This window comes from Sphingomonas silueang (assembly GCF_040049155.1).
Lineage (GTDB): Bacteria > Pseudomonadota > Alphaproteobacteria > Sphingomonadales > Sphingomonadaceae > Sphingomonas > Sphingomonas silueang.
Genome location: NZ_JBDZDK010000032.1, coordinates 20,224 through 41,735, shown reverse-complemented (window position 1 = coordinate 41,735; position 21,512 = coordinate 20,224). Strand labels below are relative to the sequence as shown.

At 69.6% G+C, this 21,512-nt stretch carries 24 protein-coding genes and 1 pseudogene; 11 read left to right on the top strand and 14 right to left on the bottom strand.

Translation table 11 applies throughout. The features are described 5' to 3' along the window. Positions 1–570, top strand: a pseudogene (locus ABLE43_RS19920) (TonB-dependent receptor); the annotation flags it as partial. A 125-nt stretch (positions 571–695) separates the two neighbouring features. Here ABLE43_RS19920 and ABLE43_RS19915 read toward each other — a convergent pair. The 13 genes from ABLE43_RS19915 to flgB form a co-directional block, all read right to left on the bottom strand. Continuing rightward, a complete protein-coding gene (locus ABLE43_RS19915) occupies positions 696–1,607 on the bottom strand; it encodes a flagellar motor protein MotB (protein ID WP_348979892.1) in 912 nt (303 codons plus the stop codon). 131 nt (positions 1,608–1,738) lie between these two features. Beyond that, positions 1,739–2,602 (bottom strand): flagellar motor stator protein MotA, encoded by an 864-nt coding sequence (motA, locus tag ABLE43_RS19910; protein ID WP_348979891.1) that lies wholly within the window; start codon positions 2,600–2,602, stop codon positions 1,739–1,741. 113 nt (positions 2,603–2,715) lie between these two features. Then, on the bottom strand, positions 2,716–3,615 hold the full coding sequence (locus tag ABLE43_RS19905) for a flagellin N-terminal helical domain-containing protein (RefSeq protein WP_348979890.1): 900 nt from the start codon (positions 3,613–3,615) through the stop codon (positions 2,716–2,718). Positions 3,616–3,623: 8 nt separating this feature from the next. Then, on the bottom strand, positions 3,624–4,952 hold the full coding sequence (flgK, locus tag ABLE43_RS19900; RefSeq protein ID WP_348979889.1) for a flagellar hook-associated protein FlgK: 1,329 nt from the start codon (positions 4,950–4,952) through the stop codon (positions 3,624–3,626). Then, positions 4,949–5,287, bottom strand: a complete 339-nt coding sequence (locus tag ABLE43_RS19895; RefSeq protein WP_348979888.1) for a rod-binding protein — start codon at positions 5,285–5,287, stop codon at positions 4,949–4,951. Before ABLE43_RS19895 ends, flgK begins: the two co-directional genes overlap by 4 nt. Next, a complete protein-coding gene (locus tag ABLE43_RS19890; protein WP_348979887.1) occupies positions 5,284–6,375 on the bottom strand; it encodes a flagellar basal body P-ring protein FlgI in 1,092 nt (363 codons plus the stop codon). Before ABLE43_RS19890 ends, ABLE43_RS19895 begins: the two co-directional genes overlap by 4 nt. A 12-nt stretch (positions 6,376–6,387) precedes the next feature. Next, a complete protein-coding gene (locus tag ABLE43_RS19885) occupies positions 6,388–7,167 on the bottom strand; it encodes a flagellar basal body L-ring protein FlgH (RefSeq protein WP_348979886.1) in 780 nt (259 codons plus the stop codon). Further along, positions 7,148–7,936: a flagellar basal-body rod protein FlgG gene (gene flgG / locus ABLE43_RS19880; protein ID WP_348979885.1), complete on the bottom strand. Its 789-nt coding sequence runs from the start codon at positions 7,934–7,936 to the stop codon at positions 7,148–7,150. The genes ABLE43_RS19885 and flgG overlap by 20 nt, the downstream gene beginning before the upstream one ends. A 12-nt stretch (positions 7,937–7,948) precedes the next feature. Beyond that, positions 7,949–8,701: a flagellar basal body rod protein FlgF gene (locus tag ABLE43_RS19875; protein WP_348979884.1), complete on the bottom strand. Its 753-nt coding sequence runs from the start codon at positions 8,699–8,701 to the stop codon at positions 7,949–7,951. A gap of 54 nt (positions 8,702–8,755) precedes the next feature. After that, a complete protein-coding gene (locus tag ABLE43_RS19870) occupies positions 8,756–10,039 on the bottom strand; it encodes a flagellar hook protein FlgE (protein ID WP_348979883.1) in 1,284 nt (427 codons plus the stop codon). A gap of 24 nt (positions 10,040–10,063) precedes the next feature. Then, positions 10,064–10,741: a flagellar hook assembly protein FlgD gene (locus ABLE43_RS19865; RefSeq protein ID WP_348979882.1), complete on the bottom strand. Its 678-nt coding sequence runs from the start codon at positions 10,739–10,741 to the stop codon at positions 10,064–10,066. A 3-nt stretch (positions 10,742–10,744) separates the two neighbouring features. Continuing rightward, positions 10,745–11,152 (bottom strand): flagellar basal body rod protein FlgC, encoded by a 408-nt coding sequence (gene flgC / locus ABLE43_RS19860; protein ID WP_348979881.1) that lies wholly within the window; start codon positions 11,150–11,152, stop codon positions 10,745–10,747. A 3-nt stretch (positions 11,153–11,155) separates the two neighbouring features. Beyond that, entirely contained in the window at positions 11,156–11,506 is a 351-nt protein-coding gene (gene flgB / locus ABLE43_RS19855) for a flagellar basal body rod protein FlgB (protein WP_348979880.1), read from the bottom strand. Positions 11,507–11,761: 255 nt separating this feature from the next. Between flgB and ABLE43_RS19850 the strand changes: the two genes are divergently transcribed. The 8 genes from ABLE43_RS19850 (at position 11,762) to ABLE43_RS19815 (ending at position 18,094) form a co-directional block, all read left to right on the top strand. Continuing rightward, positions 11,762–12,412 (top strand): MotA/TolQ/ExbB proton channel family protein, encoded by a 651-nt coding sequence (locus ABLE43_RS19850; protein ID WP_348979879.1) that lies wholly within the window; start codon positions 11,762–11,764, stop codon positions 12,410–12,412. After that, positions 12,409–12,957: an OmpA family protein gene (locus ABLE43_RS19845; RefSeq protein ID WP_348979878.1), complete on the top strand. Its 549-nt coding sequence runs from the start codon at positions 12,409–12,411 to the stop codon at positions 12,955–12,957. The genes ABLE43_RS19850 and ABLE43_RS19845 overlap by 4 nt, the downstream gene beginning before the upstream one ends. After that, positions 12,954–13,484, top strand: a complete 531-nt coding sequence (locus ABLE43_RS19840) for a hypothetical protein (protein ID WP_348979877.1) — start codon at positions 12,954–12,956, stop codon at positions 13,482–13,484. The genes ABLE43_RS19845 and ABLE43_RS19840 overlap by 4 nt, the downstream gene beginning before the upstream one ends. 138 nt (positions 13,485–13,622) lie before the next feature. Further along, positions 13,623–13,922, top strand: a complete 300-nt coding sequence (gene flgM, locus ABLE43_RS19835) for a flagellar biosynthesis anti-sigma factor FlgM (protein WP_348979876.1) — start codon at positions 13,623–13,625, stop codon at positions 13,920–13,922. After that, positions 13,909–14,247, top strand: coding sequence for a flagellar protein FlgN (locus ABLE43_RS19830; protein ID WP_348979875.1), 339 nt, complete (start codon positions 13,909–13,911; stop codon positions 14,245–14,247). The genes flgM and ABLE43_RS19830 overlap by 14 nt, the downstream gene beginning before the upstream one ends. A 171-nt stretch (positions 14,248–14,418) precedes the next feature. Next, positions 14,419–15,288, top strand: coding sequence for a lytic transglycosylase domain-containing protein (locus ABLE43_RS19825; protein ID WP_348979874.1), 870 nt, complete (start codon positions 14,419–14,421; stop codon positions 15,286–15,288). Next, complete coding sequence (flhA, locus tag ABLE43_RS19820; RefSeq protein WP_425475293.1) at positions 15,288–17,375, top strand: flagellar biosynthesis protein FlhA; 2,088 nt, start codon at positions 15,288–15,290, stop codon at positions 17,373–17,375. Before ABLE43_RS19825 ends, flhA begins: the two co-directional genes overlap by 1 nt. Then, complete coding sequence (locus ABLE43_RS19815; protein ID WP_348979872.1) at positions 17,372–18,094, top strand: sigma-70 family RNA polymerase sigma factor; 723 nt, start codon at positions 17,372–17,374, stop codon at positions 18,092–18,094. The genes flhA and ABLE43_RS19815 overlap by 4 nt, the downstream gene beginning before the upstream one ends. A gap of 391 nt (positions 18,095–18,485) precedes the next feature. Here the strand turns inward: ABLE43_RS19815 and ABLE43_RS19810 are convergent, their stop codons facing one another. Then, on the bottom strand, positions 18,486–19,613 hold the full coding sequence (locus ABLE43_RS19810) for a flagellin N-terminal helical domain-containing protein (RefSeq protein WP_348979871.1): 1,128 nt from the start codon (positions 19,611–19,613) through the stop codon (positions 18,486–18,488). Positions 19,614–19,868: 255 nt separating this feature from the next. Between ABLE43_RS19810 and ABLE43_RS19805 the strand changes: the two genes are divergently transcribed. Beyond that, entirely contained in the window at positions 19,869–21,149 is a 1,281-nt protein-coding gene (locus ABLE43_RS19805) for a sigma 54-interacting transcriptional regulator (RefSeq protein ID WP_348979870.1), read from the top strand. After that, entirely contained in the window at positions 21,146–21,511 is a 366-nt protein-coding gene (fliE, locus tag ABLE43_RS19800) for a flagellar hook-basal body complex protein FliE (protein WP_348979869.1), read from the top strand. Before ABLE43_RS19805 ends, fliE begins: the two co-directional genes overlap by 4 nt. Position 21,512: the final 1 nt, after the last annotated feature.

The following is a 21,512-nucleotide window of genomic DNA, read 5'->3' as shown; positions in this document are numbered from 1 at the left end:
GGGCCGGGCGGCGGCCGCGGCTTCGGCGGCCCCGGCGGCGGCGGCGGACGCGGTTTCGGCGGCGGCGGCTTCGGCGGGGGCGGCGGCGGTGGCTGGCAGGCGAGCCTGTACCATACGGTCGTCTTCACCGACACGATCCTGATCCGCCCCGGCCTGCCCGAACTCGACCTGCTGGACGGCGCGGCGCTTGCCAACAACGGCGGTACGGCACGCAACCGGGTGCAGTTCAACGGCGGCTATACCCGCGACGGGATCGGCGCGCGGCTGGGCGTCGACTGGCGCGAGGGGACGCGGGTGGACGGCGGCGCGACCGGCGGCCAGTCGCTCGATTTCAGCGGGATCGCCCGGGTCAACGCCCGGCTGTTCGTCGATCTGGGGCAGCAGCCGTCGCTGGTGCGGAACAACCGCTGGCTGCGGGGAAGCCGGGTCAGCATCGCGGTCGACAATGTCTTCAACGCCCGCCAGCGCGTGACCGATGCCGACGGCGAGGTGCCGTTCCGCTTCCAGCCGGGGTTCATCGATCCGCTGGGCCGGGTGGTGCGCCTGACGTTCCGCAAGCTGTTCTTCTGAAGCATTCCACTTCGTCATTCCCGCGCAGGCGGGAATCCATTGCCGCTGCCGTCACGATCGGACTGGAACGATAGCGTTTATGGGTTCCCGCCTGCGCGGGAACGACGAACGCTGCCGCGCGGGGCTTACCCGCCGAACCCGCGCGTCGCCTGATACAGCAGCGTGATCGCTACCCGCCGGTTGCGCGGATCGTAGGGGTCCTTGGCGATCATCGGTTCGCGGTCGGCGACGCCCTCGATCCGCTCGAACCGCCGCTCGCCCACCCCGCCGAGCGCAAGGCGGCGGCGCGTGGCTTCCGCCCGGCCGGACGAGAGCATCCAGTTGTTCATATCCTGCGGCCGGCCATAGGCGACCGCATCGGTATGCCCGCGAATCATGATCGTGTTGGGCAGCTCGCGCACCGTATCGGCGATCAGCCCCATCAGCTGGCTCGCCTCCGGCGCCAGCGCGGTGGTGCCGAGCGCGAACATCGAATAATCGGCATTGTCGACCAGATCGATCCGCACCCCGTCGCGCGTCGGCACGATACGGACGTTCTTCGCCAGCCTGGCGAGGCGCGGGTCGGTCTGCATCCGGCGGCTGAGCGTGCGCCTGATCTTGTCGAACGCCTGCTTGTCCTCGGCGGCAAGTTGCTGGCGGTTCTTCATCGCACCCTTGTCGCCCGCGCCGGTCTGTACGCCGCCGGTCGCGTCGATCGGAATCGTCATCGACCGGGTGCCGGTCTGCGCCGCCTTGTGCGGGTAATTGTCCTTGTCGATGATCGATTCGCCGCCGAAGATGCCGTTCGACCCCGCGGAATTCTGCTTCAGCTCGACCAGCGTCGGCGCGAAGTAATCGGCCAGCGCCTTGCGCTGCTTCTCGTTGGTGGCACCCAGCAGCCACATCAGCAGGAAGAACGCCATCATCGCCGTCACGAAATCGGCATAGGCGACCTTCCACGCGCCGCCGTGATGGCCGCCGTGACCCGCCTCGATGATCTTCTTGACGATGATGATCTTGGGCGGCTGGTTGTTGCCGTGCGGTGCGCGGGCGGCCATCTATGCTGCTCCCTTCGGTCGCGCGGCACCGGCCCGCTCCCCCACCCGACCACCCACAAGAGTAGCCTGGCTGGGTGGTCGGGTGGGGGAGCGGGCCGGTGCCGCTCCGGCGCAGCCGGACGAAAGCCCCATCACCGTCCGCGCAGCCCGTCGAACACCTCGGCGAAGCCGGGCTGGTTGTGGTGGGCGATGCCCGATCGCGCCGCCTCGATCACCAGCGGCTGCGGATGGCCGTGGAGCGAGGCGATGATGATCTGCTTGACCACGTGATAGATGGCGGCATCGGCGTCGATCACCTGCTGCAACCGCGTGGCGAGCGGGCCGACGATGCCGTAGGCGAGCAGCACGCCGAGGAAGGTGCCGACCAGCGCCGATCCGATCATGCCGCCGAGGATCGAGGGCGGCTTGTCGATCGACCCCATCGTCTTGACCACGCCCAGCACCGCGGCGACGATGCCGAGCGCGGGCAGCGCGTCGGCGAGGCCCTGCAACGTGCCCTGCGGCCCCTGCACCTCGTGGTGGTGGGTCTTGATCGCATTGTCCATCACCTCCTCGACGGCATGCACGTCGAGCGTGCCCGAGGAGACGACGACGAGGCGCAGCGTGTCGGCGATCAGGTTGACCAGCGTGTGGTCCGCCATCAGCCGGGGATATTCGGAGAAGATCGCCGAGGACTTCGGGTCCTCGACATGCGGCTCCAGCGCGATCGGCCCCTCGGCACGCAGCATCTTCATCAGCTTGGAGACGAGGAAGATCGCGTCGAGATAATCCTGCTTCTTGTACTTCGGGCCCTTGATCACCTTCATGAAGCCGCCGCCCATCGCCTTCAGTTCCTTGCCGGAATTGCCGATGATGAGCGCGCCGACCGCCGCGCCGCCGATGATGAGCATCTCGTGCGGCAGCGCGTGCATGACGGGGCCGAGCGCACCGCCGGTGATCGCGAACCCGCCGAACACCATCGCGATCAGGACGACGAAACCGATGGCCGGAAACATGTGGCACTAGCCCCCTTGGAGTGGATCGCAGCCCGTGGCGATCATGCTTTCCCGGTTATTCACGACGAAGGTCGAGAAATGGTTACCGTAGCCCCGAGTCGGGGCACCTGCCCCTATTTCAGGTGATCGAACAGCGACATGCCCGCGAGCTTGGTCACGCTCGCCTGCGTCGCCTGGAGCACCAGCATGGTCTGTTGCAGTTCGACCATCGCGGTCGGCACGTCGGTCGCCTCGATCGCGACGCGCGCTTCCTCACGGTCGAGGGCGACCGTGTCGAGCCGGGCGGATTCGACCTCCAGCCGCGCGGCGCGGGCACCGGTCGAGGCGCGCGCGGTCGTGACCTGCGTCTCCACCTTGCCGAGGCCCTCCAGCGCGTCCGACACCGCCCGCGGCAGGTTCGCCTGCGGATCGCGCAGTGCCGTGGACAGCGCGGCGATCATCGCGAAGACGTCGGTGGTGCCGTCGGCGCCGCCGAACACCCGCGCGCCGTCCGCGCCGACCTGGACCGATGAATCGGTGCCGATCGGCACGCTCGCCACCTCGGCGGTGCCGGTATAGGCGATGCTGCCGTTCGCCGCCTTCGCATAGGCCGCCTCGCCGGTGCCGCCGAAGACCGGCTGCCCGCGCACGTCCCTGCTGTTGGCGAGCGAGAGAAGATCGTCGCGGATCGCCTCCAGCTCGGTCGCGATCGCCGCGCGCCCGTCGGTGCCCGGCGTGCCGCTGTTGGCGTTGATGGCCAGCTCGCGCACCCGCACCAGCCGGTCGGACACGCCCTCCAGCGCGGTGTCGGTCTGCGCCAGCAGCCCGCGCGCCAGCGTTACATTGGCCTTGTACGCCCCGTCCGCCGCCTCGTCGCGCGCGATGCCGCCGAGCCGGGTCCAGCCGGTCGCGTCGTCGGAGGCGACATTGACCTTCCTGGTCGAAATCTCGGTCATCAGCCGTTCGGTGGTGGCGTTCAGGTCGGCCATCCGCGTGGCGGCGCGACGATAGAAGCCTGCGGTCGAGATCTGCATGGGTGGGCCTATCGGATCTGGAGCAGCGTATCGAGCGTCTCGCGCGCGACCTGGATCACGCGGCTCGACGCCTGATAGGCCTGTTGGAAGCGCATCAGGTTGATCGCCTCGGCATCGAGGTTCACGCCCGATGCGGCGTCGCGCGCGGCGACCGCCGAGTCGTGGATCGATCCCTGCGCCTCCGCCACCGTCTTGCGCGCGGCGAGCGCCGAGCCGTTGGCGGCCTGAAGTGCTACGGTGCGCGCCTCGAACCGGCCCGAATTGCGCAAGGCGGACAGCCCGGCGAGATTGCCGTTGTCGCGCGCGCCCTTGCCCGCGGTGGCGGCGGCGATCCCCGCCGGGTCGGCGAGGGTCATCGTCACGGTGCCGCCGGTCTCCAGCGCGAACATCGCCGCGCCGCCCCTGCCGTTCAGGTCGCTGCCGCGTGCCTGATTCTCGTTCACGCCCTTGACGAACTCGCCCGCCAGCGTGACCGCCGCGCCGCGCGCCTCGGCAAGGCGTGCCGCGCCCTCGGCGATGCCCGCGATCGATCCGCCATTGGGGGTGAGTATCGCTTCCTTGCCCGCCAGCGACGTGACGAAGGTGGTAGCCCCGTCGGCGTTGCGGGCATAGCCGATCTTCGCGGAATCCGGTCCGTGCACCAGCACCGCGCCGCCCGCACCCCCGCCGCGCACCGAGGCGCGACCGGCGGGATCGAACTGCACGGCGATGTCGGTCAGGCCGCTCATCGTCTCGAGCAGCCGGTCGCGCTGGTCGAGCAGCTGCGCCTGCCCCGCGCTGCCGTCGCCGACCCGGCCGAGGCCATCGTTGACCTTGGCCAGCGCGCTGGCGGTTTCCTCCAGCTTCGTGGCGGCAGCGGCGGCGGCGGTGTCGAGATCGGCGATCGCATCGTCGATCCCGCGCACCGTGCCCGAGAACGCCTGCGCGACACCGCGCGCCGCCTCCAGCATCGCCGCGCGCGGGGCGGCGGCGGGGGGGTCGGCCGACAGCGCGGTCGCGGCGTTGAAGAAGTCGCCGAGCCGCGCGTCCAGCCCCTGTCCGCCGAGGCTGGTTTCGATCCGCTCCAGCCAGACCATGCCGGTTTCGGTGCGCGACAGGTCGCTGCCCGCCTGCCGCACCTGCGCGGTGCGGAACGCATCCGCCGCGCGCGCCATGCCGCCGACCGCCACACCCATGCCGCCGCCGAGCCGCACCGACGTGCCGCCGACCTGGGTCAGCGTCGCACTCCGGCGCACATAGCCCGGCGTCGCGGCATTGGCGATATTGTCGGACGTGATCGCCAGCGCCTGCTGATGCGCCTTTACGCCACTCGCCCCGATCGACAGCAGGTCGCTCATCCGTTGGTCCCTTCCTCAGGAGTAACGGCAGAATGTGGCGCGGCTTGCGTGCTCGTCGCAGCCGCTTTCCCGAGAAAATCGGTCATTGCCTTGCCGATGCCCAGCGGCGTGGACACCGCCATGCCCTCGGCGACCTTCTGGTCCCACATGTCGCGGAACTGGTCGGCGGCCTTGCTCTCGAACAGCGTCTCGGCCAGCTTGGTCTTGCGCATCGACTTCAGCATCATGCCGGTGAAGACCGCCTCGAACCGCTCGCCCGCCGCCTTGAGGTTCTTGTCCGAACCCAGGCGGCTGGTATCGGCACCGATGCCGGTGGTGGCGCCGATGATGCTCACAGCACCACCAGCTCGGCCTTGAGCGCGCCCGCTTCCTTCAGCGCCTCGAGGATCGCGACCAGATCGGCGGGCGATGCCCCGATCGCGTTGATCGCCTTCACCACATCGGCGAGCTTCGGCCCCGGCGAGAGGACGAACATCGGCTTGATCTCCTGTTCGATGGTGACGCCGCTCTTCTGTTCGACGGCGGTCCGGCCCTGGCTGAAGGGCTCGGGCTGGCTGATGCGCTGGTCCTCGTCGATGCGGACGCTCAGCTTGCCGTGGGTGACGGCGGCGGGCGACACGCGCACCGCCGAGTTGATGACGACGGTGCCGGTGCGCGCGTTGACGATGACCCGCGCTGCCGTCTCCGCCGCCTCGACCGAGAGATTCTCGACCTCGCTCATCAGCATCGCGCGCGTGGTCGCCCCCGGCGCGGCGCGCATGGCGACCGACACCGCGTCGATCGCGGTCGCGGTGCCCAGCCCGAAGCGGCGGTTGATCGCATTGGCGACGTTCTGCGCGGTCGTGAAATCGGCCTGCGCAAGGTTGAAGGTCAGCGTCGGCGCGGTGGCGAAACCGGTGTCGACCACCCGCTCGACCGTCGCCCCGTCGGGGATGCGCCCGGCGGAGGGGATGTTGACGACGATCCTGGAGCCGTCCGCCCCTTCCGCGCCCAGCCCGCCGACCGCGAGATTGCCCTGCGCCATCGCATAGATCTGTCCGTCCGCGCCCAGCAGCGGGGTGAGCACCAGCGCGCCGCCGCGCAGCGACTTGGCCTTGCCCATCGAGGCGACGGTCACGTCGATCCGCTGCCCCGGCTTGGCGAAGGCGGGCAGTTCGGCGGTAATCATCACCACCGCCGCGTTCTTGAGCCCCGGATTCGCCCCGGGCGGCAGTTGCAGCCCCATGCGCGAGGTGATCGCCTTCACCGACTGCACGGTATATTCGAGATTGTCGTCGCCCGTCCCCGGCAGGCCGACGACGATGCCGTAGCCGGTCAGCTGGTTCGAGCGGATGCCCTGGAACCGGCCGAGGTCCTTGACCCGTTCGGCATGGGCCGATCCGGCGAGCGCGAGGAACGCGAAAAGGGCGAGGAGGAAGCGCATGGGTGCGGGTTCCTAGAAGGGGCTGACGACCTGGAAGAAGCGGCTGAGCCACCCCTGGCGGCTGGCGCGGGCGACGTCGCCCTTGCCGGTATAGGCGATGCGGGCGTCCGCCACGCGGGTGGAGGGCACGCGGTTGTTCGCGTCCACGTCCGCCATCCGCACGACGCCCTTGATCGCGACGATCTCGTCGCCGCGGTTCAGCGTCACCCGCTTCTGCCCCTGCACCAGCATCGTGCCGTTGGGATAGACTTCGGCGACCGTCACCGACACCTCGCCCGACAGCGCGTTCGCCTGATCCGCCGATCCGCCGCCGTTGAAGTTGCGGGTGCCCGACGCACGGGCGACATTCGGATCGAAGGTCAGCGGCCCGGCGGCGGGCGGGGTGATCGAGAAGCCGCCGCCGCTGTCGAGCTTCGATGCCGCCGATTTGGACGCGGTCGTCCGCTCGACCAGCACGATCGTCAGCGGATCGCCGACTTTCCGCGCGCGCCAGCCCTCGTAGAGCGCGGCATAGCCGTCGTCGGCCTGGAAGATCGCGCCGGTCGCGACGCGCACCGGGGGCGCGACCTCGGGCCGGGTCGCGCTGTAATCCTCGGGCGGCAATTTCCTGCCGAACAGCGGACGCGCGGTTGCCGGGCCTGCCGCCAGCAGCGCGACCGCGACCAGTGCCCGCAGCCCGTTCGTGCCGAGCGCAGTCGAGGCACGGGTCGTGAGCGCCGCGGCTGCGGCACGTCCCTCGACTGCGCTCGGGACGAACGGGCGGGAGGCCCGATCAGATGTTCTGGTTGACATATTTCAGCATCTCGTCGGTGGCCGAGATCATCTTGGAATTGACCTCGTACGCGCGCTGCGTCTCGATCATGTCGACGAGTTCCTCGACGACGTTGACGTTCGATCCCTCGAGCATCCCCTGCCGGATCTGGCCGCGACCGTCCTGTCCGGCGATGCCCATCGCGACCGCGCCCGATGCCGCCGTCTCGATCAGGTAGTTGTCGCCGGTCGCCTGCAACCCCGCCGGATTGGCGAAATTCGCGATCTGGAGCTGGCCGAGCTGCTGCGCCTCGGTCTGGTTCGCGACCTTGGCGCTGACCGTGCCGTCGCTGCCGACCGTCACCGCGGTCGTGCCCTCGGGGATGGTGATGCCGGGCATCACCTGATAGCCCTCGCTCGTCACCAGCAGCCCTTCGGCGCTGCGCGAGAAATTGCCCGCGCGGGTGTAGCCCAGCTGCCCGCCCGGCAGCTGGATCTGGAAGAAGCCGTCGCCGTCCATCGCCATGTCGAGGCTGTTGCCGGTGGTCTGGAGCGACCCTTGCGTATCGATGCGCGCGGTGCCCTGCACCCGCACGCCGGTGCCGAGGTTGAGGCCGGTCGCATAGCGCGATTCCTGCGTCGACTGCGATCCCGCCGCGGTCACGACCTGATAGGAGAGCGTCTCGAACGCCGCGCGGTCGCGCTTGAAGCCGGTGGTGTTGACGTTGGCGAGGTTGTTCGAGATCACGCGCATCCGCATGTCCTGGGCATCCAGCCCGGTGCGCGCGATGTGCATTGCCGCATTTGCCATGGTGACTCCTCTTTATGCTTGGATGCGCATGAGGTTGGCGGCGCTCTCGTCCATCGATTTCGCCTCCTTCAGCAGGTTCGCCTGCACCTCGTAGCTGCGCTGGTTCTCGATCATGTCGACCAGCGCCTGCGTCAGATTGACGTTCGACTGTTCCAGCGCGCCCGACCGCACCTTGGCCGTCATGTCGGCGGGCAGCGCGCCGCCGCCTTCGACATGCAGCAGGTTGTCGAGGCCCTTGGCGGTCTTGCTGCCGGTGGCGCTGGCGAGCTTGATCTGGCCGATCTCCTGCGGCGGGGTGCCGCGCTCGGCGCCCTGCGGCAGGATCAGCACGCGCCCGTCCTCGGCGATCTCGATCGACTGGTAGGGCGGCACGGTGATCGGGCCGCCCACCCCGATGACCGGGAAATGATCGCCCGTCTCCAGCGTGCCCGCCAGCGTGACCTGCAGGTCGCCGCGCCTCGTATAGGCTTCCGAGCCGTCGGCGGCCTGCACCGCGATCCATGAGTCCGACTGCACCGCCACGTCGAGGTCGCGGCCCGTCGACATGATCGCGCCTGCGCGCCGGTCCATGTCGACCACTTCCTCGGCGGCGGGGGCGCGCGAATCGAGTTCGCGGTTAGCCCCCTTCAGCACCAGCCGCTCGAAATTCACCCGGTCGGCGCGGTAGCCGATCGTCGAGGCGTTCGCGATGTTGTTCGCGATCGCCGCCTGCGACGCGAGGTGGCTCTTGAGGCCGGACAGGGCGGTATAGACCAGACGGTCCATCGACTTGCTCCTACGAATGACCCCTGCTTCGCAGCAAGGGTCATGCCAGTTTCATCACGAACGGATGTTGATGATCGATTCGGTGATCTGCCCGGCGGTATCGAGCGCCTTGGCATTCGCCTGGAAATTGCGCTGCGCGGCGATCAGCCCGACCAGTTCCTCGGTGATGTCGACGTTCGATCCCTCGATCATGCCCGAATGCAGGTCGCCCGCGCCGTTCGCGCCCGACGCGGTGGCGACCGGCGCGCCCGACGTGCCGGTCGCGGTCCAGGTGGCGTCGCCCATCTGGCGCAGCGCGGCGGGGTTGACGAAGTTGACGATCGCCACCTGCCCCAGCGTCCTGGCATCGCCGTTCGAGTAGCTGGCCTTGACCAGCCCCTGCTCGTCCACCGCCACGCCCTGCAACTCGCCGACCGCGACGCCGTCCTGCGTCTGGCCGGCCAGCTTGAACGGGGTCGCCTGACCGGTCGAACCGGCGAAGTCGAGCGAGAGCTGCTGCTGCGCCACGCCGCTGGCGGGCATGAAGGCGTCGAAGGTCGTCGGCGTGGTCGGCGCGGTCAGCTTGCCGGTCGCGTCGAAGTTCATCGGGACGGTGGTGGCGGTGCCCGCCTTCAGCGGCTGGTCGCCGATGAAGCTGTGGACTTCCCAACTGCTCGACAGGTCCGGCGTCGCCCCCGCCGCCGTCTCCACCGGCTTGGTGGTGCGGACATAATAGCTGGTCAGCGTCATCGGCGTGCCGCCTGCGTCATACACGGTGGTGGTCGTCGCCTGATTGTAGCTCGCCGCATCGAAGCGATCGAACGGCGTCTTGGCGGGCAGCGCGCTCTTGGCGCCGAGGTTGACGTTCAGCGCCACCGCGCCGGTGGCCTTGGGCGTGCCCGAGGTGGCGGCGAGCTTCAGGTCGGTCAGCGCGCCGATGCTCTGGCCGACGACGTTGCCCGATCCGTCGACCGGATAGACCTGCAACCGCTTGCCCTGCGCATCGGTGACATACTGGTTCCCATCGACCCGGAACGATCCGTTGCGGGTATAGGCGAGGCCCGCCCCCGCCGCCCCGTCCTTCACCGCGAAGAAGCCGTCGCCCGAGATGGCGAGGTCGAGCGCGCCCGACGACTGGCTGAGATTGCCCTCGCCGAACTGCTGGCGGTTGCCGCGCATCACGCTGCCCTGCCCGATCATCTGCGTGGGCGAACGGGTGAAGTTGCTGGCCATCACATCGGCGAATTCGGCGCGGCTCTTCTTGAAGCCGGTGGTCGAGACGTTGGCGAGGTTGTGGCTGATCGACGACATGTCGTTCTGCGCGGACTTCAGGCCCGACAGCGAGGTGTAGAAGGACATTGCGGATGCTCCTTGGAAATGGGGTCAGGCGGCCTGACGGATGGCGGAAGGGGCGACCTGGCCGACGCCGGTGACGCTCAGCACCGGCTGGCCGCCGGTCAGGCCGACCGAGGTGACGGGCGCCCAGACGAGGTTGCGCGCGGCCACGGCCTTGCCGTCGCTGCCGGTCGCCTTTGCCGTGATGGTATAGGGTCCGGTCCCCGCGGGTTCGCCCGCATCGGTGGTGCCGTCCCAGTCGTAGGCGATGCTGCCCTTGGCCTGCGCGCCCATCGCGACCTCGCGGACGACATTGCCCTTCGCGTCCTTGATCGTCAGGTCGAGCGCGGCGGCATCGCCGTCCAGCTCGACCGCGCCCGACAGGCTGCCGTCGCTGCGGGGGTATGCGGTCGCGCCTTCGGTCAGGACGTGCTTGCCGACCCACGACAGCGCATCGGCGGGGGTGGTCGCGCCCAGCTTGTCGGCGATCGCCTTCATCGTGCTCGACATCTCGGTGATGCCCGCCAGCGACGAGAATTGCGCCATCTGCGCGACCATCTGGGTATTGTCGACCGGCTTGAACGGGTCCTGGTTCTTCATCTGCGCGGTCATCAGCGCGAGGAAGTCCTCCTGCCCGAGCGAGCGCTGGCCGAGCCTGGCGGTGCTCGTGGCATCGGTGCCGGTACGCTTGACGCCCATGGCGGCGACGGTGGTGTCGTAGCTCATCGCCTAGCGTCCCAGCCGGAGGGTTTCGGTAATCATCGTCTTGGCGGTCGACATCACCTCGACATTGTTCTGATAGGTGCGCGCGGCCTCCATCATGTCGACCAGCTCGCGCGATTCGTCGACCGCGCTTTCCCAGATATTGCCCTGCGCATCGGCCATCGGGTTGCCGGGGTCGTAGCGCCGCGTCGGATTCTCGCCCGCGGTCACGACCTTCTCGACATCGACGGTGGCGAGGCCGGTGGCATTGTCGAAGCTGGTGCGGAACACCGGCTTCATCGTGCGGAACGCGCCCCCCTCGCTCGACGACACCGCGCCCGCATTGGCGAGGTTGGAGGCGGTGGTGTTCATGCGGACGAGCTGCGCCGACATGGCGCGGCCCGCGACCTGGAACAGGTTCATCGGTCCGGGCATGCGCTATTCTCCCTTCAGCGCGCGGGTGACGGTGGAGATGCGCCCGTTGAGGAAGGCGAGCGTCGTCTGATACGCGACCGCATTCTCGGCAAAGGCGGTCTGCTCGGTAGTCAGTTCGACGGTGTTGCCGTCGAGCGAGGCCTGGAGCGGGATGCGGTAGAGCGTGCTGCGCTCGATCGCCGCATCGGCATCGCCGCCGCGCGCCACGCCCGACAGCGCCGAGCGGAAGTCGATGTCCTTCGCCTTGAACCCCGGCGTCGATGCGTTGGCGATGTTGGAGGCGAGCACCCCCATGCGCTGCGCCCGCACTTCCAGCGCGGCGCCGTGTATTCCGAAGAGACTGTTTTCAGCCATCGACCTGTGATCCTCTCTGGCGCACGCAGCGCGTCGGGCAGGAGATCAGCAAGGGGCGTGCCAGTTTCATCGGTCATCCCGGCGCAGGCCGGGATTCATGGACCCGGGCCGTATCGATGGAGCCGAACCGTGTCGTATCCATGGATTCCGGCCTTCGCCGGAATGACGGGCAAGGCAACACCGGCAGGCCCGGCAACCCGCCCGGCAAGCGCTTGCCGCACGCAAACTGGCACCATCCTTGCTGGTCGAGCGCCGATGCTCGCCACGCTCGCCCCCTTCGCCGATCCCGCCGCCGCCGCATTCGTGGTGGGCGGCACGTCGCTCGCGATCCTGATCCGCACCCCGCTCGCCGTGATCGGCCGGGCGCTGCGCGCCGTCGCCACCGTCGGCCGCGCGCCGTTCGTCGCCGACCCGCATCTCGAACAGATCGCGGCGCTGGCACGGATCGCGCGGCGGCACGGGGTCATGGCGCTCGACAAGTCCCGCATCGCCGACCCCGACATCGCCGCCGCGATCGCCGCCGTCGTGGACGGCGCAGGCCCGGCGCAGGTCGAGACGCTGGTGCGCCACCGCAACGCGGCGCGCGCCGAACGCCACCTCGCCGCCGCCGACACCTGGGCGGCGGTCGCCGAACTCGCGCCCGCGCTCGGCATGGTCGCGACGCTGATCGGCCTCGTGCGCATGTTCATGGCGATGACCGATCCGGCGGCGATCGGGCAGGCGATGGCGATGGCGCTGCTCGCCACCCTCTATGGCGCGATCCTGGCGGCGCTGGTCGGCATGCCGCTGGCCGGGCGGCTGCGCGCCCGCGCGCGTGCCGAGGCGTTCGAGCGCGCCCGGCTGGAAGGCCCGCTGGTGGCGCTGGCCCGCCGCGAACGCCCGCAGTTCCGCGAGGCGGCGGAATGAACCTGTCGCGCTTCGAGCATGCCGCCGGGCGGCCCTTGTGGCTGACGACGCTGGCCGATCTGTCGCTGCTGCTGGTCGGCTTCTTCGTGTTCGTCCATGCGACGCAAGGGAGCGATCGCACCGCGCAGGCGGCGGGCATCCGCGCCGCGTTCGACGCGCCCCCCCCGCCGATGGCCGTCGCCGCGCTGGCGCTGGACGGGTTCGCGCCCGGATCGGCGATCCTGCCCGCATCCTATGGCGCGCTGGTCGCCGAGGTGCGCGAGGCGGCACGCGATCCGCGCATCGCCGTCACGCTGACCGGCGCGAGCGACGGCGACGCCGATCCCGCGACCGGCAGCGGCGCGATCCTCGCTGCCGATCGCGCCCGCGCGGTCGCCGCCGTGCTGGTGGCGCAAGGGGCGGTGCGCCCCGGCCAGATCAGCTTTGCCGCCCCCGCCACCGGCGGGCGGCACGTCCGTATCGACCTTGGCTTTGCGGGCGAGCGGCAAGGCGTTGCCGACCGGCAACCGCCGCCTGCCGCCCCGACAGATGGAGTGACCCGATGATCCGCCCGTTCCTTGCCCTGCCGCTGCTCGCCATGGCGCTGCCCGTCGCCGCGCAGCAGTTCCAGTCGACCGCGCAGCTCGACACCGCCGTCGCCCAATTCACCGGGGTCGCGATCGGCATGGAGGGCGGCGCGGCGATGCCGGTCGATCCGCGCCTCCGGCTCGCGCGATGCGCGATGCCGCAGTTCGGCTGGCTCTCGGCACGGCAGGACGCGGTGGTGGTCAGCTGCATGGCCCCGGCGTGGAAGATCTACGTCCCCGTCCGCCGCGCGACGCCGATCGCCGCGCCCGCCCCGACGCCGGTCGCCGCCGCCGTACCGGCGAAGGCCGAACCGGTGATCCGCCGCGGCGATCCGATCATGGTCGAGGCGGGGGCGCCCGGCTTCTCGATCACCCGCGACGGCGTGGCGCTGGGCGATGCGCCTGCGGGCGGGCGGCTGATGGTGAAGGTCGATCCCGCCAAGCCGCCGATCCAGGCGGTGGCGATCGAGGCAGGGCGGGCCGCGCTGCCCGGATTCACCGGCTGAGCGCTTTCGGGGCGGTACCGGCCTGCCGCTCCCGCGCGCTTTCAGACCGGCGCGGAAAAAATCGGTAATTTTTCCTAAAGGACTCGGCGTCCTTGCCGTTACTCCCCATGTCAGCAGTTCGTTTCGAGGACGAAGGACATGGTGGAACCCATCGGCAATCGCCCGATATCGTCGACAGGCCCGCGTGCCGTAGCGCGGGCGCAGGCCCCGTCGCCGGTCGCAGCCGCGACGAGCGGCGACGCGCCGCCCGTCCGGACCGACAAGGTCGAGGCGGCACGGACCGCCGCGGCGCTGTCCGAATCGCCGCCGGTCAATCTCGACCGGGTGGCGCAGGTACGCCGCGCGATCGAGGAAGGCCGCTTCCCCATCTCTCCCGCGACGATCGCCGACAGCCTCATCGCCCTCAAGCTCGATTGGATCGACCGTGAACCGTCGTGAAGCCCTGATCCGCGTCATCGACAGCCTGCATGCCGAGATCGCCGCGTTGCAGGCGAACGACATGGCCGCGCTGCGCGAGGCGACCGACGCGAAGCTCGCGACCGTCGAGGCGATCGCCGCCGACGGCGACATGCCGATGGACGACGAGCTGCGGATGCTGACGGGCGAGGCGCGGCGGCTGAACGAGACCGCGCGCATCTACGTCAACCTGATGGCGGCGAACGTACGGCGGCGGATCGACCAGCTGGGCGGCGGCGGCTTGCCGTCCTACCGGCCGCAATTTGCCGGTCGCCGCGGTACCCCGCGCATGGCGCTGGTGGGATAGGGTTCCACCGCTCGTCATTCCCGCGCAGGCGGGAATCCATTGCCGCCGACGCTTCGGCACCTTCGCCAGCCTGAGCGTGTAGGGGTCCCCGCCTTCGCGGGGATGACGAACAGGCAACTGGCACGCGCCTTGCTGATGTGACCCCGAACAGGGGAAGCACAAGCAAGGCCGATGAGCGTCGTTCCGCTACACAACCGAACCGCCGTCCATAGCGCCATCGCGACCGCGAGCGCGCGCACCGGCATCGACTTCGACTATCTGCTGGGGCAGGCGCAGGTCGAAAGCGGCATGCGCGCCAACGCGCGCGCCGCGACCTCGTCGGCGACCGGGCTCTACCAGTTCGTCGAGCAGAGCTGGCTGGGCGTGGTGAAGGCGCATGGCGCCGACCACGGCCTCGGCTGGGCGGCGGACAGCATCCGGCGCACGGCGTCGGGCCGCTATTACGTCGCCGACCCCGCGACGCGTCAGGCGATCCTCGGCCTGCGCAACGATCCGCAGGCGGCGTCGCTGATGGCCGCCGAACATGCCGCCGACAACAAGGCCGCGCTGGAGGGTAGCTTCGGGCGCGAGGCGACCGGCACCGACCTCTATATGGCCCATTTCCTCGGGCTGGGCGGCGCGCGGCAGTTCCTTGCCGCCATGGCGGACAATCCGGGGCGGAGCGGCGCGGCGATGTTTCCCGCCGCCGCCCGCGCCAACCGTTCGATCTTCTTCGGCGAGGGCGGGCAGCCGCGCTCGCTGTCCGACATCTACCAGCGCTTCGCCGCCCGGCTCGATCGCGGCGCGCAGGCGGTGGGCGGCGGCGGCGATGCGTCGGGGATGATGCAGCGCGCGGTGCAGCTGAACGGCTTCGACGGCGAGGTGGTGCTCGGCAACGAGGCACAGGGCGGCGACGAAGCATGGCTGGCGACCACCATCGCCAACCTCAACGTCGTGCGCGGCGGCGCGCGCCCGCGGGTCGATGTCGCCTCGCTCTATCGCCCGACGCCCGATTCGGCGCGTCTCGCCTATTCGATCCTCGCCAATCTCGGAGCCGCATGATGCAGGCGATGCTGAGCAACCCCCGGCTGATGCTGCCCGCGATGCGCGGATCGGCGCTGCCGGGCGCCATCCTGCTGCTCGTGCTGCTGATGGTCGTGCCGATCCCGGCGTTCATGCTCGACATCTTCTTCGTCATGAACATCATGATCTCGATCGCGGTGCTGATGGTGGCGCTGAACGCGCAGAAGCCGCTCGACTTCTCCGCCTTCCCCACGGTGCTGCTGTTCGCGACGCTGTTCCGCCTCGGCCTCAACGTCGCCTCGACCCGCGTCGTGCTGGTCCACGGCCATGAGGGCGAGGCGGCGGCGGGCCATGTGATCGAGGCGTTCGGCACGTTCCTGATCGGCGGCGACTATGTCGTCGGGCTGTTCGTGTTCGCGATCCTCATCATCATCAACATGATCGTCGTGACCAAGGGCGCGGGGCGCGTGTCCGAAGTGTCGGCGCGCTTCACGCTCGACGCGCTGCCGGGCAAGCAGATGGCGATCGATGCCGATCTGAACGCCGGGCTCATCACCCCCGACGAAGCCCGCGCCAAGCGGATCGAGACCGGCGCGGAAGCCGACTTCTACGGCGCGATGGACGGTTCGTCGAAGTTCGTGAAGGGCGATGCGGTCGCGGGGCTGCTGATCCTCGCGATCAACATCGTCGGCGGGCTGATCCTCGGCGTCGTCAGCCATGCGATGGCGGTGGGCCAGGCGGCGCAGACCTATGTGCTGCTCGCGATCGGCGACGCGCTGGTGGCACAGGTACCCTCGCTGCTGCTGTCGATCGCCGCCGCCGCGATCGTCACCCGCGTCGCCTCCACCTCGCAGCAGGATCTGGCCGGGCAGATCGGGTCGCAGTTCGCGTCGCACCGCACTTGGGCGCCGGTCGCGGGGATCCTCGGCCTCTTGGCGATGCTGCCGGGGATGCCGTTCCTCGTGCTCGCCCCCGCCGCCGGTGCCGCGGGCTTCGCCGCGTGGAAGCTCGGCAAGGCGAAGGCGGCGCCGCCGCCGCCCCCGCCGCTGCCCGAGCCGACCGACCTGTCGAAGATCGGCTGGGACGAAGTCGCCGACAGCTGCAACATCATGCTCGACGTGGGCTACGGCCTCGTGCCGCTGGTCGACGAGCGCAAGGGCGCACCGCTGATGGGCCGCATCACCGGGGTCCGCCGCCAGTTGTCGAAGGACCTGGGCTTCGTCGTGCCGCAGGTGCGGGTGCGCGACGACATCAACCTCGCCCCCTATACCTATCGCATCATCATCGGCGGCGTCGTCGTCGGCGAGGATGTGGCGTCGGCCACCGAGATGCTGGCGCTCGACACCGGACAGGCGGTCGGCTTCCTCGACGGCAAGCCCGCCAAGGACCCGACCTTCGGGCTGGACGCGGTGTGGATCCAGCCGGGCGATGCCGATGCCGCGACGGGTGCGGGCTATCTGGTCGTCGATCCGGGCACCGTCATCGCGACGCACCTGAACCATATCCTGACGACCCATGCCGCCGACCTGCTGGGTCCGGACGAGACGCAGGCGCTGCTCGACGGGCTGAAGGAACGCGCCGCCAGCCTCGTCGCCTCGCTCAGCCCGCAGCCGCTGACGCTGACCACGCTGACGCAGGTGCTGCGTGCGCTGCTGGCGGAGAATATCCCGCTCAAGGAGTTCCGCCGCATCGCCTCGGCCATCGCCGTCGTCGCGCAGCGGACGCAGGACGCCGAGGAGATCGTCGAGCTGGTCCGGCCGCAGCTGGGCGCGCTCATCATCCAGAAGCTGTGCGGCGTGCGCGAGCCGCTGCGCGTCATGACGCTCGACGGGCATCTGGAGGCGCTGCTGGGCCAGGCGATGCGCGCCGATCCCAGCCGCCGCCACACGATCGAACCCGATCTGGGCCGCCGTATCGTCGAGGCGCTGACCGAGGCCGCGCAGCCGCTGATGGCGGAGGCCAAGCCCTTCGCGCTGGTGGTGCAGCCCGCGATCCGGCTCGCCATCCGCAAGCTCGTCAAATCCTGCCTGCCCGACACCCCGGTCATGAGCTTCTACGAGGTGCCCGAGGACAAGGCGGTCGAAGTCGTCGCCGTGATCGGCGCACCGGAGGCCATCGCCGCATGACGCAGCCCGCCGCCCAGCTCTATACCCGCACCGCCCGCGCGAGCGGCGATACCGACGCGGTCGTCCGCCGCCACCTCCCGCTCGTCCGGCGCATCGCGTGGCACGTCCATGGCCATATGAGCAGCATGGTCGATGTCGAGGATCTCGTGCAGGTCGGCCTCGTCGCGCTGGTCGAGGCGGTGGCGATGTTCGAGGACCGGGGCCAGGTGACGTTCGAGCAGTATCTCGCCACCCGGCTGCGCGGGGCGATGATCGACGAACTGCGGCGACAGGCGACGATCAGCCGCGGCGCGATGCAGCGCCGCCGCCAGTATCAGCAGGCGGTGCACGCGCTGACCACCGAACTGGGCCGCGCGCCCGAACCCGCCGAGGTCGCCCGGCGGCTGGGCGTGACGGTGGCGCGGCTGCGGCAGGACTATGCCGACATCCAGTCGCTGCACTTCGATTCGATCGAGGACGTCTATACCGACCAGGGCCCGTGGTTCATGGACGACGGCCCCGATGCGTTCGAGGCACTGGCCGAGGGCGAGTTGCGCACCCGGCTGATCGCCGCGATCGCCGCGCTGCCCGAGCGCGAGGCGCAGGTGATCCAGCTCTATTACGTCGAGGAGATGAACCTCGAGGAGATCGGGCTGGTGCTGGGCGTCGGCGCGGCGCGGGTGTGCCAGATCAAGAAGAGCGCGCACGACCGGCTGAAGAAGGCGATGGCGGGCATGTGACCGCGCGCGCGGGTCTGTAGGGTCACGGGGGTCCGGGCGCGGGAGCGTTCCGGGCCCCTTTTCACGCCCGAACTTTACAAACTTTACACTCGTGGCGGCGGTTTGCCGGGGTGATGGGAAAGGGTGCTTGTCATCCTCCCCGGCACGGGGAGGGGGACCGGCTGCAGGCTGGTGGAGGGGGGCTTCGGCACACGCAACCCTTCCGTATGCGGATACCCCCCTCCACCACCGCCTGTCGGCGGCGGTCCCCCTCCCCGTGCCGGGGAGGATCCTGTGCCGACGCGCGAAACCCCCGGGGGCGGCAGGCCACCGGGGGTTCGTCGTTCCGCATCGCGGTCGGTCCGGTCCCGCCGCCTTTTCAGGGGGGGGACGGCGGAACCGGCAGGCCGCCTTAGCCGAGGAGCTTCAGCACGCCCTGCTGCGACTGGTTCGCCTGGCTGAGCATCGCGGTCGAGGCCTGCGCCAGGATCTGCGACTTGGCGAGCTGCGTCGTTTCGGTCGAGAAGTCGGCGTCCTCGATGCGGCTGCGCGCGTCGGTCAGGTTGGTCATGTTCTGGGTCAGGTTGTTGACCGCCGAGCTGAGGCGGTTCTGCGTGGCACCCAGCGACGCGCGCAGGCCGTTCACGTCCTTCAGCGCATTGTCGACGTTGGTCAGCGTGGTGGTCGCCGCGGTCGCCGCCGAGGCGTCGACCGAGGTCTGCGCGGCGCTGACGACGAGGTTGGCCGAGGCCAGCAGCGCCTTGGTACCGGCCTTCAGCGAGGCGTCGGTCGCCGAGGGATCGCCGTCCACGACCTTCTGCGCATCGTCCACCGCGGTCTGCTGCGCCGTGGTGTTCGTGCCCTTGGCGGTCGAGATCGCCAGTTCGGCCTTCTTCTGGTTCAGCGTCTGGATGCTGTTGTCGTAGTTGGTCTGCGCCGTCTTCTGCTCGGTGCGCGCGGTGTTCAGCGCGGTGTTGAGTTCGAGCGAGCCGGACACGGTCAGGCCGCCGTTCTCGTTCTTCAGCTTGGTGGCGTCGAGCGACTTGATCTTGATGTCGACGGTGTTGTCGGCGGTCGCGCCGACCTGGATCTTCAGCGACTTGCTGTTGGCGTCGTTGCCGGTCTTGTCGAACAGCTTCACGCCGTTGAATTCGGTGCGGTCGAGCACGTCGTTGATCTGCGCGGTCAGCGCCGAGACTTCGGTCTGGATGGTGGCGCGGTCGTCGCTGCTGTAGGTGCCCGACTTCGCCTGCACCGCCAGTTCGCGGACGCGCTGGAGCATGTTCGACACTTCGTTCAGCGCGCCGTCGGCGGTCTGCGCGAGCGAGATGCCGTCGTTCGCGTTGCGGACGGCCTGGCTCATGCCCTTGATCTGCGAGGTCATCGACGACGAGATCGCCATGCCGGCGGCGTCGTCCTTCGCCGAGTTGATGCGCTTGCCGGTCGACAGGCGCTCCATCGAGGATTTCAGCGCTTCGTTCGCCATCGTGTTGGCGTTTGCGGCGCGCAGCGAGCCGATGTTGGTACCGATAACGGCCATGGTAATGTTCTCCAGTCTGTTTTCGGCGACCCCGCATCCCCCCCATGAAGCGTTCGGGAACGAAGCTGCCACAGGGAGTAACGGCGGCCCGGCCACACGATTTAGGAGAAAAATCGCGAGCGGTCCGGCACCTCGCGCGCGCGCGAGTGCGTACGCGGCGTACAGAGCCGAATCGTATCCGATGCCGGACATATTTTACTGCGCATTAACCAGACTGGCCGCAAGGATTTGCCGTCCAGGGGGAATCATTCACCGATGCGTTCGATCTATCCGTCCGCCGCCGTACTCGCGTCCAAGTTCACATTGGTCTCGTCGCTGCGCGCACAGGGGTTCGCCCTTGCCACGGCGGGGCAGAAGCCGGGGCCGCGCGACATGTTCCTGGTGATGGAGGGCGAGGTGCCGCCGATCGCTGCGCGCACGCTGATCCTCGGCAACGGCCCGGTGCAGGCGGTGCCCTTCGCCGACGGTCGCCCGGCGCGCCTGACCTATACCAACGCCGATGCCGAACTGGCGCACGGCTATGCCGCAGCGATGCTGCGCGACCGCCACGAGGCGGTGGCGGCGGACCCGGAAAGCCTTGCGCTCTACGCGCTTGCCCGCCGGGTGGCGGGCGCGGACATCACCGTGCTGGTGGGCGGCCCCACCGGCACCGGCAAGGAAGTGCTGGCCCGCACCATCCATGCCGAGAGCGGCCGCGCCGACAAGCCGTTCGTCGCGATCAACTGCGCCGCGCTGCCCGAATCGATGCTGGAGGCGATGCTGTTCGGCCATGTGAAGGGTGCCTTCACCGGCGCGGCGGCGGCGGGCGAGGGTTTCTTCCGCGCGGCGAACGGCGGCACGCTGCTGCTCGACGAGATCGCCGAGATGCCGCTGCCGCTCCAGGCCAAGCTGCTGCGCGTGTTGCAGGAGCGCGAGGTCGTGCCGATCGGCGCGACCCAGGCTGAAAGCGTCGACGTGCGCATCGTCGCCTGCGCCAACCGCGACCTGCAGGGCGAGGTAGCGGCGGGGCGGTTCCGCGCCGATCTCTATTACCGGCTGAGCGTCTTTCCGCTCGTCACCCGTGCGCTGGCCGAGCGGCCCGACGATGTCGCGGCGCTGGCGACGGCGATGGTCGCGCGCCATGCGGGCAACCGGGGCGTGCTGCCGTGGATCAGCGACGAGGCGCTGGCGGCGCTGGTCCGCCACGACTGGCCGGGCAATGCCCGCGAGCTGGAGAATGTGATCCAGCGCGCGCTGCTGCTGGGCGTGGGCGACCGGATCGAGGCGCGCGACATCGTGTTCGACCGTCCCTCCACCCCGGCACGCGGCCCGATCGAGGCGGCGACGGGGACGCTCGGCAACATCGTGCAGATGCACGAGTTCGCCGCGATCCGCCGCACGCTGGAGGAATGCGGCGGCAACCGGATCGAAACCGCGAAACGGCTCGGCATCTCCGAGCGTACGCTGCGCTACCGCCTCGCCAAGGCGCGTGACGCGGGCGAACCGATCGCCCCCGCCGCCCAGAACGCGGCCCAGCCCATCGCGGTGTCGGCATGAGCGGGATCGGCGGTGTCGGCGGTGCGATGAGCATCGACCGGGTGATGCAGCTGCGCGCGCAGATCCTCGAACGCAACCAGGCGCTCTCGCGCGCCAACGCCACGCTGGCCCCCGCCCCGGCCACGCCGGAGCCGGTGAAGACCGCCAGCTTCACCGACACCTTCACCGAGGCGCTGAAGGGCGTGAACGCGCAGCAGAACCGGGCGGGCGAGCTGTCGGCGATGTACGAACGCGGCGAGACCGTGGACATCGCCAAGGTGATGATGGCGCGCCAGCAGGCCTCGGTCGGGTTCGAGGCGACGTTGCAGGTCCGAAACAAACTTCTGTCCGCCTACAAGGACATCATGAGCATGCCGGTCTGAC